13 protein-coding genes are annotated in these 16,691 nt (G+C 66.8%); 8 read left to right on the forward strand and 5 right to left on the reverse strand.

Annotated elements, in window-relative coordinates; genetic code table 11:
- Positions 1–170: 170 nt before the first annotated feature.
- Positions 171–848: a (d)CMP kinase gene (cmk, locus tag RI032_RS00390; protein WP_010484566.1), complete on the reverse strand. Its 678-nt coding sequence runs from the start codon at positions 846–848 to the stop codon at positions 171–173.
- Positions 849–1,045: 197 nt separating this feature from the next.
- On the opposite strand from cmk, the gene ykgO reads away from it, so the two are divergent.
- The 6 genes from ykgO to RI032_RS00420 all read left to right on the forward strand — a co-directional run bounded on the left by ykgO (position 1,046) and on the right by RI032_RS00420 (position 5,546).
- Complete coding sequence (ykgO, locus tag RI032_RS00395) at positions 1,046–1,171, forward strand: type B 50S ribosomal protein L36 (protein ID WP_005409283.1); 126 nt, start codon at positions 1,046–1,048, stop codon at positions 1,169–1,171.
- A 175-nt stretch (positions 1,172–1,346) separates the two neighbouring features.
- On the forward strand, positions 1,347–1,646 hold the full coding sequence (locus tag RI032_RS00400; protein WP_425603865.1) for a hypothetical protein: 300 nt from the start codon (positions 1,347–1,349) through the stop codon (positions 1,644–1,646).
- Between the two features lie 39 nt (positions 1,647–1,685).
- Positions 1,686–2,723 (forward strand): agmatine deiminase family protein, encoded by a 1,038-nt coding sequence (locus tag RI032_RS00405; protein WP_019336280.1) that lies wholly within the window; start codon positions 1,686–1,688, stop codon positions 2,721–2,723.
- 165 nt (positions 2,724–2,888) lie between these two features.
- Entirely contained in the window at positions 2,889–3,776 is an 888-nt protein-coding gene (locus tag RI032_RS00410) for a carbon-nitrogen hydrolase (RefSeq protein WP_005409280.1), read from the forward strand.
- 14 nt (positions 3,777–3,790) lie between these two features.
- Entirely contained in the window at positions 3,791–4,321 is a 531-nt protein-coding gene (locus tag RI032_RS00415; RefSeq protein ID WP_322547685.1) for a GNAT family N-acetyltransferase, read from the forward strand.
- Between the two features lie 4 nt (positions 4,322–4,325).
- A complete protein-coding gene (locus tag RI032_RS00420) occupies positions 4,326–5,546 on the forward strand; it encodes a TraB/GumN family protein (protein WP_425603817.1) in 1,221 nt (406 codons plus the stop codon).
- A 200-nt stretch (positions 5,547–5,746) separates the two neighbouring features.
- Here the strand turns inward: RI032_RS00420 and RI032_RS00425 are convergent, their stop codons facing one another.
- From RI032_RS00425 to RI032_RS00435, 3 genes are read right to left on the reverse strand one after another with little or no spacing between them, the layout of a single operon-like run.
- Entirely contained in the window at positions 5,747–8,827 is a 3,081-nt protein-coding gene (locus RI032_RS00425) for an efflux RND transporter permease subunit (RefSeq protein WP_322547687.1), read from the reverse strand.
- Positions 8,824–12,345 carry an efflux RND transporter permease subunit gene (locus RI032_RS00430; RefSeq protein ID WP_010484554.1) on the reverse strand — a complete coding sequence of 1,174 codons (3,522 nt, stop codon included), beginning with the start codon at positions 12,343–12,345 and terminating at the stop codon, positions 8,824–8,826. The genes RI032_RS00425 and RI032_RS00430 overlap by 4 nt, the downstream gene beginning before the upstream one ends.
- Positions 12,342–13,493, reverse strand: a complete 1,152-nt coding sequence (locus RI032_RS00435) for an efflux RND transporter periplasmic adaptor subunit (protein ID WP_322547688.1) — start codon at positions 13,491–13,493, stop codon at positions 12,342–12,344. The genes RI032_RS00430 and RI032_RS00435 overlap by 4 nt, the downstream gene beginning before the upstream one ends.
- Positions 13,494–13,699: 206 nt before the next feature.
- Between RI032_RS00435 and RI032_RS00440 the strand changes: the two genes are divergently transcribed.
- Together RI032_RS00440 and RI032_RS00445 are read left to right on the forward strand one after the other, a co-directional pair.
- On the forward strand, positions 13,700–14,095 hold the full coding sequence (locus RI032_RS00440) for a c-type cytochrome (protein ID WP_224329225.1): 396 nt from the start codon (positions 13,700–13,702) through the stop codon (positions 14,093–14,095).
- Between the two features lie 9 nt (positions 14,096–14,104).
- Complete coding sequence (locus RI032_RS00445; protein WP_322547689.1) at positions 14,105–14,566, forward strand: c-type cytochrome; 462 nt, start codon at positions 14,105–14,107, stop codon at positions 14,564–14,566.
- A gap of 144 nt (positions 14,567–14,710) precedes the next feature.
- On the opposite strand, the gene RI032_RS00450 is transcribed toward RI032_RS00445, so the two are convergent.
- Positions 14,711–16,594: an ATP-binding cassette domain-containing protein gene (locus RI032_RS00450; RefSeq protein WP_322547690.1), complete on the reverse strand. Its 1,884-nt coding sequence runs from the start codon at positions 16,592–16,594 to the stop codon at positions 14,711–14,713.
- Positions 16,595–16,691 lie beyond the last annotated feature (97 nt).

The following is a 16,691-nucleotide window of genomic DNA, read 5'->3' on the forward strand; positions in this document are numbered from 1 at the left end:
GGTGGCGTCCCCTTCAGGGGAATGGCGACCGCCCGCCTGTTGGTCGACCCCGGAAACGCAGGTCGTGTGTAGTAGGAAAACCGCCACGCATCATTGCGCGACGGAGCTGGTACAGCACTGTTATGCGCGACCACCGCCGATGCTGCTGGCAGTGCTCCCGCGCGAACGGATCAGGCAGCCGGAACCGGAAGCAGATCCATCACTCTGGCAACGACATCTGCGATGCCGATGCCTGTGGTGTCGATGAGGACAGCATCGTCTGCCGGCTTCAGGGGCGCCACGGTACGCTGAGCATCACGGGCGTCGCGGGCCATGATCTCGCGCAGGAGGTCATCAAAGTTAACAGAAACCCCCTTGTCTTTCAACTGCTTATGCCGGCGCTCGGCGCGCTCCTCGGCACTGGCGGTCAGGAAGACCTTATAGGGGGCGTCCTTGAAGATCACCGTACCCATGTCGCGGCCATCGGCAACCAGGCCGGGCAGCTCCCTGAATGCGCGCTGGCGCTCCTTCAGGGCCGCGCGGACCTCCGGAATGGCGGCAATGGCCGAGGCCAGGGCGCCAGTGGTCTCCAGGCGCAGCTCGTCGGTGGCATCGGTGCCGTTGACCATGACCCGCATCGACTCGCCCTGTTCAACAAACTGAACATGGGTGTCGAAGGTGCAGCGCACCAGTGCCGAGGCATCGGACGTATCAATGTCGGCCCAGCTCGCGGCCACGCCCACTGCCCGGTACAGCGCGCCCGAATCCAGGTAATGCCAGCCCATCCGGCGCGCGATGATGCGGCTGATGGTACCCTTGCCGGCCCCGGAAGGGCCGTCGATGGTCAGGACGGGAGCGAGTGGATTCATGGGGTTCCCAGAGCGTGTGAAGGGGTCATTCTAGCCCCTGCCAGACACCCCCAGCGGGATCTTTTGTGCAACCACTTGAAACCACGAGGAAAAGCCCGGTAGAATGGCGGGCTTGAACGAGCGTCAACTGCCGATTGTCTTTCGCATATCGCGGCCACGCTCCACCCGAACAACTACTGTTTACGCCGAGGTATGCCATGAAAGTCCTGTCCTCCCTGAAGTCGGCGAAGGCCCGTCACCGTGACTGCAAGGTCGTGCGTCGTCGTGGCAAGATCTTCGTCATCTGCAAGTCGAACCCGCGTTTCAAGGCGCGTCAGCGCTAAGCCTCACAGCCTTCCGGCTGCGGCTGGCCCTACGCGGGGCCGACCCGATGCAAGAAACCGCCTTCGGGCGGTTTTTTGTTTTTGCGGCTTTTTCCTGCCGTTTTTGCTGTAATCGCCTTTCTTGACCACTGGGGAGTAGATCGAGATGAAGCGTTACCTGTCCGCCCTGGCCGTGATGGCCACCCTGGCCGCCGCCACACCGGCACTGGCCGATACCCTGCTTGTCGACCGTGCCCGCGAGAAGCCGGCCGGTGCCATGCCCGTGCGCGGCCAGAGCATGCAGCAGGTGCAGGCGCAGTTCGGCGCGCCCAGCGAGCAGCTGCAGCCACGTGGCGGACAGAAGCGGCAGTGGCCGACCATCAACCGCTGGGTGTACCCGCAGTTCACCGTCTACTTCGAGAAGCAGAAGGTGATCGACGTGGTGGCCAACCAGGCGGACCCGAACGAAATCGGCCCGAAACCGCCGATCCGTTGATCCCTTTACCCGCCGTGGGCGGGCCTGTGTAGCGAGACCATGAACCAGACCCTTCGTTTTCCTGCCGAATGGGAAGCCCAGAGCGGCGTCCTGATTGCCTGGCCCACCGCCGACACCGACTGGGCCGACCGCCTGGGCCAGGTGGAAGAGACCTACATCGCCCTGGTCGCGGCCATCACCCGCTTCCAGCCGGTGCTGATCTGCGTGGCCGACGACGATGTGGAGACCTATGCCGAGATGCGGCTGCGCTCCAACCGCATCGACATGGACAAGGTCCACTTCACCACGGCGGCCTACGACGATACCTGGCTGCGCGACTCCGGCCCGATCACCCTGCGCCGCGCCGACGGCGGCTTCCAGCTGCTGGATTTCCGCTTCACCGGCTGGGGCGGCAAGTTCGACGCCACCCTGGATGACCAGCTGGTGGGCGTGCTCGACCAGGCCGGTGTGTTCAACGACGCGCCGGTGCGCAGCATCCCGTTCGCGCTGGAAGGCGGCGGCATCGAGACCGACGGCGAAGGCACCCTGCTGACCACCTGGAAGTGCCTGCACGAGCGCCACCCGGACCGCGACCGCGCCAGCCTGAGCGCCGACCTGGCCGACTGGCTGCAGCAGGACCGCGTGCTGTGGCTGGACCACGGCTACCTGGAAGGCGACGACACCGACGCGCACATCGACACCCTCGCCCGCTTCGCCTCGGCTGACAGCATCGTCTACCAGGCCTGCGACGACGCGAGCGACTCGCACTACGCCGAGCTGCAGGCGATGGGCAACGAACTGGCCGCGCTGCGCACCAGGGACGGCCAGCCGTATCGCCTGTTCCCGCTGCCGTGGGCACAGCCAGTGATCGACGAAGGCCGCCGCCTGGCTGCGTCGTACGCCAATTACCTGATCGTCAATGGTGCGGTGCTGATGCCGGCCTACGGTGATCCGGCCGACGACCTGGCCCGCGACGTGCTGGCGCAGGCGCACCCGGGCCGCGAGATCGTGCAGGTGCCCTGCCGCTCGCTGATCTGGCAGAACGGCAGCCTGCACTGCATCACCATGCAGCTGCCGGCAGGGCTGTTGAAGGCGTAAGCCGAACCGGTAGCGCCGGGCCATGCCCGGCGAACGCTGCCGCATCTGGAAAATCCGCCGGGCATGGCCCGGCGCTACCGATTGCGTGCACCCATTCAGCGCGCGACACGCCGTCGCCGCCCATCCGCGCTAACATGCTGGTTTTCCCCCGCAGGAACGCCCCGCATGAACTCGCGCAGCCCCCTTACCGTCGCCCTGATCCAGGAGCGCAACCACGGTGATGCCGCCGCCAACCTGGCGGTGATCGAAGCACGCGTGGCCGAGGCGGCTGCGCAGGGTGCCAAGCTGGTGCTGCTGCAGGAACTGCATAACGGGCCGTACTTCTGCCAGCACGAGTCGGTGGACGAGTTCGACCTGGCCGAGCCGATTCCGGGCCCGAGCACCGAGCGCCTGGGCGCGCTGGCGAAGAAGCATGGCGTGGTGCTGGTGGGCTCGCTGTTCGAGCGCCGCGCTGCCGGCCTGTACCACAACACCGCCGTCGTCTTCGAGAAAGACGGCACGTTGCTGGGCAAGTACCGCAAGATGCATATCCCGGACGACCCGGGCTTCTACGAGAAGTTCTACTTCACCCCGGGCGACATCGGCTTCAAGCCGATCGACACCTCGGTGGGCCGCCTTGGCGTGCTGGTGTGCTGGGACCAGTGGTACCCGGAAGCGGCACGCCTGATGGCGCTGGCCGGTGCCGAACTGCTGCTCTACCCGACCGCGATCGGCTGGGACCCGGACGACGTGCAGGACGAGAAGACCCGCCAGCGCGACGCCTGGGTGCTGAGCCACCGCGGCCACGCCGTGGCCAACGGCCTGCCGGTGCTGAGCTGCAACCGCGTCGGCCACGAGGCTTCGCCGCTGGGCGCGTCGGGCATCCAGTTCTGGGGCAACAGCCACGTGCTCGGCCCGCAGGGTGAGTTCCTGGCCGAAGCCGGCACCGACGCCACCGTGCTGCTGTGCGACGTTGACCTGCAGCGCAGCGAGCACGTGCGCCGCATCTGGCCGTTCCTGCGCGACCGTCGCATCGATGCGTACGGTGACCTGCTCAAGCGCTACATCGACTGAGCCGGAGCCCGCGCATGGCCGTCCTCATCCGTGATGCCGGCCCGGCCGACATCGCCGCGATCACCGCAATCTATGCGGTGGAAGTGACCGACTTCGTCAACACCTACGAGTACGACATCCCGGACGCGACCGAGATGCTGCGCCGCATGCGCGACATCATCGAACGCGGCTTCCCCTACCTGGTCGCCGAGATCGACGGCCAGGTGGCCGGCTATGCCTATGCCAACACCTACCGCACCCGCGTCGCCTACCAGTGGACCGTGGAAAACTCGGTCTACGTCGATGCCGGCTTCCAGGGCAAGGGCGTCGGCACCGGCCTGCTGCAGGCGTTGATCGATGCCTGCGTGGCGCGTGGCTACCGGCAGATGGTGGCGGTGATCGGCGAACCGACCAATACCGCTTCAATCAAGCTGCACGAACGCTTCGGCTTCGAGCTGGTCGGCGTGTTCCGTGGCCTTGGCCGCAAGCACGGCCGCTGGCTGGATACCGTGCAGATGCAGCGCGCGCTCGGCGATGGCGCCGACACCGCACCTTCCAATGAATGAACCCATGACCGAAACCCTTCCCGAAACCGGCGACGACCTGTTCGCCGGCCAGCCGGTATGCGTCGTCGAACGCGACGGCGTGCGCTACACCCTGCTGGGCACTGCCCACGTTTCGCGCGCCAGCGTCGAGGCGGTGGAAAAAGCCATCGACAGCGGCCGCTTCGATGCCGTTGCCGTTGAACTGGACCCGCAGCGCCTGCAGGCACTGAGTGATCCGGACACGCTGGCCAAGCTCGACCTGGTCGAGGTGATCCGCAAGGGCCGCGTCGCCCTGTTCGCGGCCAACCTGGCGCTGTCCGCCTACCAGCGCCGCTTGGCCGAACAGCTGGACATCGAGCCGGGCGCCGAACTGAAGCGCGCGGTGGAACTGGCCCGCGAACGCGACCTGCCGGTGCACCTGATCGACCGCGAGGTCGGCCTGACCTTCCGCCGCGCCTCGCAGCGGCTGGGTTTCTTCGGCAAGCTGAAGCTGGTCGCCGGCCTCGGCGCCGGCCTGTTCTCGTCCGAGGAAGTGGGCGAGAACGAGATCGAGAAGCTCAAGCAGGGCGACATGCTGGAATCGAGCTTCGGTGAGTTCGCCAGCGAGAGCCCAGCGCTGTACGAGACCATCATCGGCGAGCGCGACCGCTACATGGCCACGCGCCTGCGCGAGGAGCACAACCCGCAGCAGCGTGAAGTGCTGGCGGTTGTCGGTGCGGGTCACCTTGCAGGCCTGGCGCGCTACCTGGAAACCGACACCGAAGCACCGGCGCCGCTGCGTGCCGAGCTGGAAGCGGTACCGAAGAAGCGCAACATCCCTTGGTTCACGCTGGGCATCCTGGCGATCGTGGCGATCGGCATCGGCGTGGGCTTCTATCGCGGCGGCCTCGGCGTGGGTACCGAGCTGCTGGCGACCTGGGCGATGTATACCGGCGGCCTGGCGGGCCTGGGCTGCCTGCTGGCCGGTGGCCACCCGCTGAGCATCCTCACTGCAATCGCGGTGGCCCCGTTCAAGCCGTTCCGCCTGAGCATCCCGACCGGCGCATTCTCGGCCTTGGTGGAAGCGCGCCTGCGCAAGCCGGCGTATGAGGACTTCCTCAAGCTGCGCGACGATGCGCAGAGCCTGAAGGGCTGGTATCGCAATCGCGTCACCCGCGTGGTGCTGACCTTCATGCTGACCAACATCGGCAGCATGCTCGGCCTGTGGCTGACCACGTTCAAGGTGTGGGGCAAGGTGGCGGGGTAAACCCCTCAACCGGCCACAGAATCTGTAGCGCCCGAGCCCACGCTCGGGCGACGCGGCGAACAGCAGCCGAGCATGGGCTCGGCTCTACAGAGACAAACAGACGCGGCGAGCAGAAAAAAAGGGGGAGGCCGCCCCACTACGACCGGCCTCCCCCACACCACAACACGTTGGCGCGCATTACGGTCGAGCAAGCTCGACCACTACACCGGGGTACCCGCCACGACCTCCAGGCCGCGCGCACGGCGGATCAGCCGCGTCACGGCACTGCGCAGGTCATCGAGCACCGCGTAGATGGTCGGCAGGAACAGCAGGCTGACCACGGTCGAGAACGCCAGGCCCCCGGCAATCGCGCGCGCCATCGGCGCGTACTCCGGGCCGTTGCCGAACATCTGCGTATTGGTCAGCGAGATCGGCACCATCGCCAGGATCGCCGTGCCCATGGTCATCATGATCGGGCGCAGGCGCTCGCGGGAGCCTTCAACCAGTGCCTGCGTTCGGCCCATGCCGCCGCGCCGCAGGTTGTTGATGTGTTCGATCATCACGATGCCGTTGTTCACCACCACCCCCATCAGCACAAGGATGCCGATGAAGGACATGATCCCGAACGAGGTGCCGGTGATCCAGAACAGCCAGAACACGCCGAAGATCGAGAACAGCACGCCGCTCATGATCGCCGCCGGGAACAGCAGCGACTCGAACACCGCTGCCATCACCACGTAGATCATCACCAGCGCGATCAGCAGGTTGAACACCATCTGCTGCATGGCTTCGTCATCGTTGCCGTAGTCGCCGCCGTCGAAGGTGAAGCCATAGCCGGCCGGGAAGTTCATCGGCTTGAGCACCGACTCCATCGCCTTGCGGCCATCCGGCGCGGTGACCTTCTCTGCCAGGTTGGCCTTGATGGTCAGCGTGGTCTGGCGGTTGGTGCGGCCGATCTGGGTGGCCGACGAGCCGACGTCAACGGTGACCAGGCTCAGCAGCGGCACGCTGCGGCCGTCGCCGGTGCGCACGCTGAAACCGGCCAGGTCTTCCGGGCTGCTCTGCTCGGCGCCAGCGAAGCGCACCCACACCGGCACTTCATTGTCGCCGCGGCGGAACTCGCGCATCGGCGCACCGCGCAGGGCCAGGCCGACGAAGCTGGCCACCTGCTCGGCATTGAAGCCGAATGCGGCGGCGCGCTCGCGGTCGACGCGCACCTTCAGCTCGCCGCCCTTCTCACCATTGTCGATGCGCACATCGCGCAGCTCGGCACGCTGGGCCAGCAGCGGCACCACTTCCAGGCCGATCTCCTGCAGCATCGAACTGGAGTCGCCGACCAGCTGCACCTGCACGCCCTGGTTGCCGCCGCCCCCCCCATCGCCGCCCTGGTTGCCGACGAAGTAGTCGGTGCGGGCTGACTTCGGCAGGCCCTTGCGCAGTTCTTCCTGCAGCGCCTTGATGTCCTTGGCGTACTTCTCGTCCAGGGTGACCACGGTGGAGCTGCCTTCCTGCTCGCTGTACCAGGAATAGACCTGCTTGACGTGCAGGCGTTCACGGTTGGCATCGATCCAGTTCTCCACCCGCGCCACTTCCTCGGACATCTGCCGGTAGGTGTAGGCGCCCTTCCACATGTAGCCGATGAAGATGTCCTTGCCGCCGTCACCACCGAACATGTCGATCTTGGTCAGCTTCATCGGCACCAGGCTGACCAGCACCACCAGCAGAATGCCGAGCAGGCTCCAGCCACGATGGTGCAGCGACCAGTCCAGCAGCCTGGCGTAGCGGCGCTGCAGGCGCGCGATCATGCCGGTCTGCGAGTGCACCAGCTTGGGCGTGGCCATGCGCGCGGACAGCATCGGGATCAGGCTGACCGCGACCAGCCACGAGGCCAGCAGCGAGACCGAGATGGTGATCGCGATCTGCGCCATGAAGATGCTGATGTTGTTGGTCTCGCCGAACAGGTTCGGCACGAACACGATGCAGTGGCACAGCGTGCCGGCGCTGAGCGCGATGGCCACGTTGCGGGTGCCGATGATCGAGGCCAGCCGCGGCTGCCCGGGCAGGCGCTCGCGCTCCTGGTAGATGCTCTCCACCACCACCACGGCGTTGTCGACCAGCATGCCGACGGCCAGCAGCAGGCCCATCATGGTCAGGATGTTCAGCGTCACCCCGACGAAGTACATGAAGCCCAGGGTGATGGTGAAGCAGATCGGGATGGCCAGGGTGACCATCAGCGTGGACGGCCAATGGCGCAGGAAGAAGAACAGCACCGTCACCGACAGGATCAGGCCGACCGCACCGGCCTCGGCCAGTTCCAGCAGCGAGGAGGTCACCGCCTTGCCCTGGTTGTCGATCACCTTGATCTGCACGTCGCGCATCGACGGCTCCGCGCGGATCGATTCGACCTCGGCCAGCGCCGCGCGCGAGACTTCCACCAGGTTGGCGCTGCGTTCCTTGAAGATGTCCAGGCCGACCGCCGGGTTGCCGTCCAGGCGACGCCCGTAGTTCATCCGCGCCGGTTTCAGGCGCACGTCGGCGATGTCGCCCAGGCGCAGGCCCTTGGCGTTGATCACCAGGTCGCGCATTTCCTGCAGGTCGGTGATCTCGCCCACCGGCTGCACGCGCACGCGCTGGCCGTTGTCATCGATCTGCCCGGCGGAGATCGAGAAGTTCAGCGTGCGCAGGCGCTCGCTCAGCTCATTGATGCTCAGACCGTGCGCGTTGAGGCGGTTCGGATCGATGGCGATCTCCACCTCGTTCGGCGGCGCGCCGGTGATGTCGACGCGGGCCACGCCGGGGATGCGCTCGATGCGCCGCTTGAACTCGCGGTCGAGCATGTCATAGGCAGTGGTCAGGTCGGTGGTGCTGGCCAGCCGCACCTTCAGCACCGGCTGGTCACTGCTGGACCACTTGAACACGTTGTAGCGCTGCAGGTCATCGGGCAGGTCGCTGCGGATCGCATCGATGCGTTCGCGTGCATCGGAGGCGGCGATGGCGATGTCGCGGTCCCAGTCGCTGAACTCGATGAAGATCAGCGCCGCCTCGGAGGTGGCCGACGAGCGCATGCGCTTGATGCCGGTCATCGTCGCCAGCGATTCCTCCACCGGGCGGATGATGGTCCGCTCCACTTCCTCCGGGGTTGAACCGGTGTACGGGATCTGCACGAACAGGAACGGCGCGGAGATGTCCGGCAGCGCTTCCAGCGGCAGCCGGAACGAGGCGATCAGGCCGATCACCACCAGTGACACGAAACACATGATGGTGGTGACCGGACGGCGGATGGAGAACTCGGCAACACTCATGCCGGCTCCTCCACACCCGCCGCGCTGCCTGCTGCACCCGGCTCGATCTCACCGGCGTGCTTGCGGCCACGCTCGCGGTAGTAGGCATCACCGCGGCGATCCATCAGGTCGTACACCACCGGGATCACCAGCAGGGTGAGCAGGGTCGACACCAGCAGGCCACCGATCACGGTGATTGCCATCGGCGCACGCACTTCAGCACCCTCGCCCATCGCCACCGCCAGCGGCAGGAAGCCGAACAGCGTGCACAGCGTGGTCATGATGATCGGCCGCAGGCGCGAACGTGCACCTTCCACCAGGGCCTCATGCTTGGCCACGCCGGCCTCGCGCAGCTGGTTGACCTTGTCGATCAGGATGATCGCGTTCTTGGTGACCAGGCCCACCAGCAGGATCAGGCCGATGAACACCACCACCGAGATGGGCTTGCCGGTCAGCATCAGTGCCAGGATCGCGCCGACCAGCGCCAGCGGGATGGTGAACAGGATCACGAACGGATGCAGCAGCGACTCGAACTGCGACGCCATCACCAGGTAGACCAGGAAGATCGCCAGGCCGAAGGCGAAGATCAGCGACTTCGCCGCCTGCGCCAGCTCTTCACCCTGGCCGCCGATGTGCAGGCCGACACCCGCGCCCAACGGTTGCTCGGCGACCATCTGCTGCACTTCACGCATGGCCGCACCCAGATCGATGTCGCGCAGGTTGGCCGAGACCACCGCAACGCGGGTCTGGTCGGCACGATGGATCTCGCTGGGGCCGGTGGTGGCAACCACGTCGGCCACCGCGTCCAGCGTCACCGGACGGGTACTGCCGGGATTGACGATCAGGCGGCGGATGCTTTCCACGCTGGCACGATCACCTTCCTGTGCACGCACCAGCACGTCGATCTTGCGGTCGCGGAAGCTGTAACGGGTGGCCACGTCACCGCGCACCTTCTTCACCACCACATCGGCGATCTGGCGGGTGGTCAGGCCCAGCGCACCCGCGCGTTCCTGGTCGAAGCGGATCTGGATTTCCGGGAAGCCCTCCTCCACCGTCGACTTCACGTCGGCGTAGTGCGCGTTGCCGCGCAGCATCGCCGCCAGGCGCTGGCCGGCCACTTCGAGCGTCGCCATGTCCTGCCCGCGCAGCTCGATTTCCAGCGGCGTGGAGAAACTGAACAACGCCGGCCGCGCGAAGTCGACCTGGGCACCCGGATGCTGGCCCATGGTGTCACGCAGGCGCTCGGTGATCTCCGCCTCGGTGCGCGCGTTGCCGCCGCCTTCCATCACCACGGTCAGCTTGCCGATGTTCTCGCCGCTTTCGGTCGGGCTGGCATCCAGGCGGGTGCCGCTGCCACTGACACCATACAGCGAGGCCACGCCTTCACCCTTGCCATGCGCCAGCTGCAGCTCGCGCACCAGCGCATCGGTCTGCTTCAGCGGCGTGCCGGCCGGCAGCTTCACCGTCATTTCGAAGCGGTCCTGTGCCAGCTGCGGAATCAGGTCGGCACCGAGCATCGGCACCAGCGCCATGGTCGCCACGAAGATGATCGTGGCCACGCCCAGCACCTTGCCCGGATGCGCCAGCGCGCTCGGCAGCAGTCGCAGGTAGCCGCGCTCGGCACCGGCATAGGGCTTCATCGCCAGATCGCTGGCCTTGCGCATCACCGGGCCAACCACCGCCACCACGCCGCGCCACGCCCGCACGACCAGCCAGGCCAGCGCATAGAAGCTCCAGCGCGCGGTCGCCACGGCACCACGGCGACCCAGCGCCACCGGCTTCTGCCAACGGTTCTGCGGCTGCCACGGCTCGTTCGGCGCCTCTTCCGGGAACGCCAGCGGCGGCCGTCCCTTCAGCGAGCTCAGCATCGGGATCAGCGTCATCGACACCAGCAGCGAGATCGCAATGGCGATCGCCACGGTCAGTGCCTGGTCGCGGAACAGCTGGCCGGCGATGCCGTCGACGAACACCAGCGGCAGGAACACCGCGATGGTGGTCAGGGTCGAGGCGACCACCGCCATGCTCACTTCGCGGGTACCGACGATGGCCGCCTGCAGGATGCCCAGGCCACGCTCGCGGGCCTTGGCGATGCTCTCCAGCACCACGATCGAGTCGTCCACCACCAGGCCGGTGGCCAGTGCCAGACCGCCCAGCGACATCACGTTCAGGCTCAGGCCGAGCTGGCCCATGAAGAAGAACGTGGCGATGATCGAGACCGGCAGCGACAGGCTGATCACGAACGTGCTCCAGCCATCACGCAGGAACAGGAAGATGATCAGGATGGCCAGCAGCCCGCCGATCACCGCATCCTTCTTGACGTCGGCGATGGCGTGCTCGATGAAGCGCGACTGGTCCTCGATGGTGGTCATCTCGACATCGGAGGGGAACGTGCCCTTGATCTGCTCCAGGCGCTTGCGCAGCGCTTCGGCGGTGGACACGGTGTTGGCATCGCCTTCCTTGTAGATGGCCAGTTCAACCGATTCCTTGCCACCCAGGCGGATCACCGCTTCGCGTTCCTTGTAGCCCTGGCGCACGGTGGCCACATCCTTCAGGCGCACCGGCACACCGTTGGCGACCACGCTGGAACCACCGCCGGAGGACGCGCTCTGCGCCGCCGACGCCGCCGCGATCGCGGCCGCCGAACCGGTCGATGCGGCGATGTTGAACATCTGCTGCAGTGCCGAGTCGGCCGCGCTGCCATTGGCGGCCTGGGTGGTCACCAGCAGGTTGCGGATTTCCTCCAGGTCGGCGAACTGGTTGACGGTGCGCACCAGGAAGCGCTGCGAACCCTCCTCCAGGCGACCGCCGGAGATGTTGATGTTCTCGTCCTTCAGGCGCTTGATGACGGTGTCGATCGGCAGGTTCAGCTGCGCCAGCTTCTGCTGGTCGATGTCGACCTGGATCTCGTCTTCCAGGCCACCGCCGACCTTGACCGCTGCGACGCCGGTGACCGGCTCCAGCTTCTTCTTCAGGTCTTCATCGGCATAGCGGCGCAGGCCGGTCAGCTCGCGGATCGCATCGGCATCGCTGGCCGGTGCCACCTTGTTCGACAGCACCAGGCGCATGATCGGCTCGGTGGACGGATTGAAGCGCAGCAGCACCGGGGCCTTGGCCTCCAGTGGCAGGTTCAGCGCTTCCATCTTGTCGCGCACCTCCAGGCTGGCCTGGTCCATGTTGGTGCCCCAGGCGAACTCCAGCACCACGTCGCTCTGGCCGGTGCGCGAGACCGACTTCAGCTTGCGCAGGTTCTTGACCACGCCCACCGCTTCTTCGACCGGCTGGGTGATCAGGGTTTCGATTTCGGTCGGCGCCGCACCGGTGTACTCGGTGCGCACGGTCAGCGTCGGGTAGCTCAGGTCGGGCAGCAGGTTGACCTTGAGGTTGCCCAGCGCGATCAGCCCGAACAGCAGCAGGGTGACCGTGCACATGGCGATGGTCACGCGGCGGCGGGTGGCGAATTCCACCAGGCCGCCGCGCATGCCGGCGGCGGCGCCGTCGCTCGCCGGCGAGGCACCGTGGTCGTGGCCCGGGGCGGTCATTGCTTGCTCCCGGCCTTGTCTGCCGGCTTGGCGGCCGCTGCGACCGTCTTCGCCTTTGCCTTCGGATCAGCGATCACCTGCACTGCGGTGCCGTCGCGCAGCGCGACCTTGCCGGCGGTGACCACCTGATCACCGGCCGCCAGGCCATCACGGATCTCCACCCACGGGCCCTCGGCGTAACCCAGCTTGACCGGAACGCGTGCGACCTTGCCTTCGCGCACCCGGAACACCGCCGGCTCACCGTCGTCGAGCAGCGCCAGGCGCGGCACCACCAGCGCATCGGCACGCTGGTCGTAATCGATGCGGATGCGGCCGAACATGCCGGGCTGCAGCGCATGCGCGGCGCCATCGAAGGCGCTGACCACGCGAAACGTGCCGCTGCCCGAATCCACCACCGGCGCGATGCGATCGACGGTGCCGGTGAAGCTCTGCCCCGGCAGTGCATCGGCAGCCAGTGTCACCGGCTGGCCGGCGCGCAGCGTGGCCAGCTCGCGCTCGGGCACATTGAGCGTGGCTTCCAGCCGCGAGTTGTCGACGATGCGGAAGATCGGCGTGTTGATCTGCACGAAGTTGCCGGTCTTGATCGAGCGCGAGGCGATCACGCCGGAGATCGGCGCCACCACCGTGGTGTAGGACAGCTCCAGCGTGGCCAGGCGGTACTGCGCACGGACGTTTTCCAGGTCGTAGCGCAGCTGGTCAACGCTGGCCGCACTGACCAGCTGCTGGACGACCAGCTTCTGTGCACGCTGATAGTCGTTTTCCAGCTTGCGCATCTGCGCTTCGCTCTGTGCCACGGCCAGGCGTGCGCGGTCCGGGTCCAGGCGCACCAGCGGCTGGCCAGCGGTCACCCGCTGGCCTTCCTCGACGAGCACCGCCAGCGCCACGCCGGAGGTCTTGGCGACCACCTGCGATTCGGCGCGTGGTTCCAACGCGGCGGTACCGGTGTAGCTGGCCGCGACGGCACGGTGGCTGGCCACGGCCACTTCGACCGGGACCGCGTCGACCTTCTTCTCCTCCTTGGTCTCGGCGGCCTTGGCTTCGGAATTGGGCCCTGCGGCGCAACCGCCCAGCGCCAGGGAGGTGGAGATCAGCAGTGCGGCAGCGCAGATTCCGCTGCGACGGCCGGACAGGAAGGTTGGGTGCGACATCGTCAGGTCCCTGGAGGATGCGTGGACAGGTGTGGTAGCAAAGTAATGCACCACTTCACGGCAACACCATATCCCAAAGGTCATGGTGCCTTCACGCCACTGGTCGGCCCGCCCCCCATTTCAGCTAGATGAAACCTGGGGCTATACTCGGGTCGTTCCGTACCCCACGCCGGAACGACCAGACCCGAATCCCCGGAAACGACACCATGCGCCCGCAGCCGCTCGCCGCTTGTCTCGCTCTGGCCGTCCTCCTGCCCCTTGGGGCCGCCGCACAGCCCGCTCCTGCTCCTGCCACACCGGCCCCGGCCCCGGCCCCGGCTCCCGCCGCTGCCCCGGCGCCCGCCGCCCCCACCGGCAACTTCGACAATGGCCGTGTCCTGGCCTACACCTGTCAGGGCTGCCACGGGATCACCGGCTACAAGAACGCCTACCCCAGCTACCGGGTGCCGAAGATCGGCGGCCAGACCCAGCAGTACCTGGCCCAGGCCCTGACCGAATACCGCCAGGGCAAGCGCCGGCATCCGACGATGCAGGCGCAGTCGATGAGTTTCAGCGAACAGGAGATCGCCGATCTCTCTGTTTACCTGTCCACCGTCAAGTAAGGCCCGCCCATGTCGAAAGCCGCGCATCCGATGCGTCTCGCCATCGCCCTGTCCGTTGCCCTGCTGCTGGCAGCCTGTTCGCAGTCGCAGGTGGAAAACAGCGAGAAATCCGCCGCCGACCCGGGCCATGCCAGCGGCGAACACGGCTCTTCTTCTTCGGCCGGCCTGCCCGCAGGCCGCGAGGCCGCCGGTGAAGCCCGCGCCAAGGTGAAGGGCAAGGCCACCAACCAGAGCTGCATCGACTGCCACGGGGCTGACGGCAATGCGCCGATCGACCCGACCTATCCGAAGCTGGGTGGGCAGTACGGCGACTATCTGGCGCACGCCCTGCAGGCCTACCGTGCCGGTGACCGCCAGCACATGTTGATGACGCCGCAGGCGAAGGACCTGAGCGATCAGGACATCGCCGATCTGGCGGCGTACTTCGGCAGCCGGCCAAGCCAGCTGCGGGACCTGCACGGGGTCAAATGACCGCTGGCCCCCGGTGGGTGCGGAATCCGCTTTGGTGGGTGCGGACCTTGGTCCGCACTGATGCCGCCATCCACGCATGGCGTGGATCTACCAGGCATCGGCGTCGGTAGGTGCGGACCGTTGGTCCGCACGAACCCGGCAAACTCAGCCTTCCAGCTCTTCCCAGCGCGCGTACGCGGCATCCAGCTCGGCCTGCACCTTGGCCAGCTGCTGGGTGTGCGCGGTCACTTCGGCGCTGCTGCGGGTGTAGAACGACGGATCGTTCATCGCCGAGGTCAGCCCTTCGACATCGCCTTCCAGCTTCTCGATGGTCTTCGGCAGCTGCTCCAGTTCGCGCGCTTCCTTGTAGGCCAGCTTGCGCTTCGGTGCGGCCGGAGCTGCGGCCGTCGGGGTGGCCGGTGCGGCGACCGCCGGCTTGGCCACAGGGGCCGCGGCAGGCGCTGCGATGCTGGCCGCATAGCGCTGCCAGTCGCTGTAACCGCCCACGTACTCCCCGATCACGCCATCGCCTTCCATCACCAGCGTGGAGGTCACCACGTTGTCGATGAAGTCACGGTCGTGGCTGACCAGCAGCAGCGTGCCGGTGTAGTCGCCCAGCAGCTCTTCCAGCAGCTCCAGGGTTTCCACGTCGAGGTCGTTGGTCGGTTCGTCCATCACCAGCAGGTTGGACGGCTGCGCGAAAAGCTTGGCCAGCAGCAGGCGGTTGCGCTCGCCACCGGACAGGCGGGTGATCGGTGCGCGCGCACGTTCCGGGGTGAACATGAAGTCCTGCAGGTAGGCATGCACGTGCTTGCGCTTGCCGTTGAACTCGAGGAAATCGCGGCCTTCGGCCACGTTCTCGATCGCGCTCCAGTCTTCGCGCAGCACCGCGCGGTACTGGTCGAAATAAGCGATCTGCAGGTTGGTGCCGGCGTTGACTTCGCCCTTGGCCGGCTGCAGTTCACCCAGCAGCAGCTTCAGCAGCGTGGTCTTGCCACTGCCGTTGGGGCCGATCAGGCCGATGCGGTCGCCACGCAGGATGGTCGTGGTGAAATCGCGGACCATGGTGCGCTCGCCGAAGGCGAACGAAATGTCCTTGACGTCGATGACCTTCTTGCCGGAGCTGACGCCCTGCGCGGCTTCCATCTTGACGTTGCCACTGAGATCGCGGCGCTGCGAACGCTCGGTGCGCATCGCCTTCAGGCGGCGCACGCGGCCTTCGTCGCGGGTACGACGGGCCTTGATGCCCTGGCGGATCCACACTTCTTCCTGCGCCAGCAGCTTGTCGAAGCGTGCGTTTTCCTGCGCCTGCGCGTTGAGGCGTTCCTCGCGACGGCGCTCGTAGTTGGCCCAGTCGCCCGGCCAGCTGGTGACCTGGCCGCGGTCGATCTCGACGATGCGGGTGGCCAGCGCACGCAGGAAGCGGCGGTCATGGGTGACGAACACCACGCTGCCACTCCAGCCCTTCAGGAACGCTTCGAGCCAGTCGATGGCTTCGATGTCGAGGTGGTTGGTCGGTTCGTCCAGCAGCAGCACATCCGGGCTGGACACCAGCGCGCGGGCCAGCAGCACGCGGCGCTTCATGCCGCCGGACAGGCGGCCAAACTCGGCCTCGCCGTCGAGGTCGAGCTTGGTCAGGGTTTCGCTGACACGCTGGTCCAGGCCCCAGCCGTTGGCGGCGTCGATCTTGGCCTGCACATTGCCGAGGGCTTCGCCATCGAACACCTCGGCATGGCTGAGGTGGTGGAATTCGGCCAGCCACTGGCCCAGTTCGCCGAGGCCATCGGCGACGACGTCGAACACCGAGCCGGCGGCGCCGTGTGGCACTTCCTGCTCCAGGCGGGTGACGCGCACGCCCTGCTGCACGCGGACTTCGCCGTCATCGGGCTTGTGGTCGCCGGACAGCAGCTTGAGCAGGGTGGATTTGCCGGCGCCGTTGCGGCCGATCAGGGCGATGCGTTCGCCCGGCTCGATCGACAGTTCGGCCTTTTCCAGCAACAACGGGCCGCCGACGCTGAAGTCGACGTTCTGCAGAGTAATCAGAGGCATCCGGATATTGTACGGGTTGGGGGCGTCGGCCGGGTTGCACCCGGCACCCGCGGTAGTGCCGGCCGCTGGCCGGCAATCTCAACGGCAACAGCCAAAG

Source organism: Stenotrophomonas geniculata (genome assembly GCF_034508895.1).
GTDB lineage: Bacteria > Pseudomonadota > Gammaproteobacteria > Xanthomonadales > Xanthomonadaceae > Stenotrophomonas > Stenotrophomonas geniculata.

Excerpts from the sequence above, each read along its gene's own strand:
- cmk (WP_010484566.1), bottom strand. The coding sequence starts at position 848 with ATGAATCCACTCGCTCCCGTCCTGACCATCGACGGCCCTTCCGGGGCC.
- ykgO (WP_005409283.1), top strand. The coding sequence starts at position 1,046 with ATGAAAGTCCTGTCCTCCCTGAAGTCGGCGAAGGCCCGTCACCGTGAC.
- RI032_RS00400 (WP_425603865.1), top strand. The coding sequence starts at position 1,347 with ATGGCCACCCTGGCCGCCGCCACACCGGCACTGGCCGATACCCTGCTT.
- RI032_RS00405 (WP_019336280.1), top strand. The coding sequence starts at position 1,686 with ATGAACCAGACCCTTCGTTTTCCTGCCGAATGGGAAGCCCAGAGCGGC.
- RI032_RS00410 (WP_005409280.1), top strand. The coding sequence starts at position 2,889 with ATGAACTCGCGCAGCCCCCTTACCGTCGCCCTGATCCAGGAGCGCAAC.
- RI032_RS00415 (WP_322547685.1), top strand. The coding sequence starts at position 3,791 with ATGGCCGTCCTCATCCGTGATGCCGGCCCGGCCGACATCGCCGCGATC.
- RI032_RS00420 (WP_425603817.1), top strand. The coding sequence starts at position 4,326 with ATGACCGAAACCCTTCCCGAAACCGGCGACGACCTGTTCGCCGGCCAG.
- RI032_RS00425 (WP_322547687.1), bottom strand. The coding sequence starts at position 8,827 with ATGAGTGTTGCCGAGTTCTCCATCCGCCGTCCGGTCACCACCATCATG.
- RI032_RS00430 (WP_010484554.1), bottom strand. The coding sequence starts at position 12,345 with ATGACCGCCCCGGGCCACGACCACGGTGCCTCGCCGGCGAGCGACGGC.
- RI032_RS00435 (WP_322547688.1), bottom strand. The coding sequence starts at position 13,493 with ATGTCGCACCCAACCTTCCTGTCCGGCCGTCGCAGCGGAATCTGCGCT.
- RI032_RS00440 (WP_224329225.1), top strand. The coding sequence starts at position 13,700 with ATGCGCCCGCAGCCGCTCGCCGCTTGTCTCGCTCTGGCCGTCCTCCTG.
- RI032_RS00445 (WP_322547689.1), top strand. The coding sequence starts at position 14,105 with ATGTCGAAAGCCGCGCATCCGATGCGTCTCGCCATCGCCCTGTCCGTT.
- RI032_RS00450 (WP_322547690.1), bottom strand. The coding sequence starts at position 16,594 with ATGCCTCTGATTACTCTGCAGAACGTCGACTTCAGCGTCGGCGGCCCG.